1 rRNA gene is annotated in these 223 nt (G+C 54.3%); it reads right to left on the reverse strand.

Annotation, left to right across the window (positions count from 1 at the left end):
• A 23S ribosomal RNA gene (locus AC5O63_RS22510) occupies positions 1-223 on the reverse strand; the annotation flags it as partial.

The raw sequence follows: 223 nt of genomic DNA on the forward strand, positions 1-223 counted from the left end.
TGGGAGGAGACCGCCCCAGTCAAACTACCCACCAGGCACTGTCCTCAACCCGGATAACGGGTCTAAGTTAGAACATCAACACTACAAGGGTGGTATTTCAAGGACGGCTCCGCCGATACTGGCGTACCGGTTTCAAAGCCTCCCACCTATCCTACACATGTAGGGTCAATGTTCAGTGCCAAGCTGTAGTAAAGGTTCACGGGGTCTTTCCGTCTAGCCGCGG

It is taken from the genome of Vibrio sp. SCP2 (assembly GCF_059295395.1).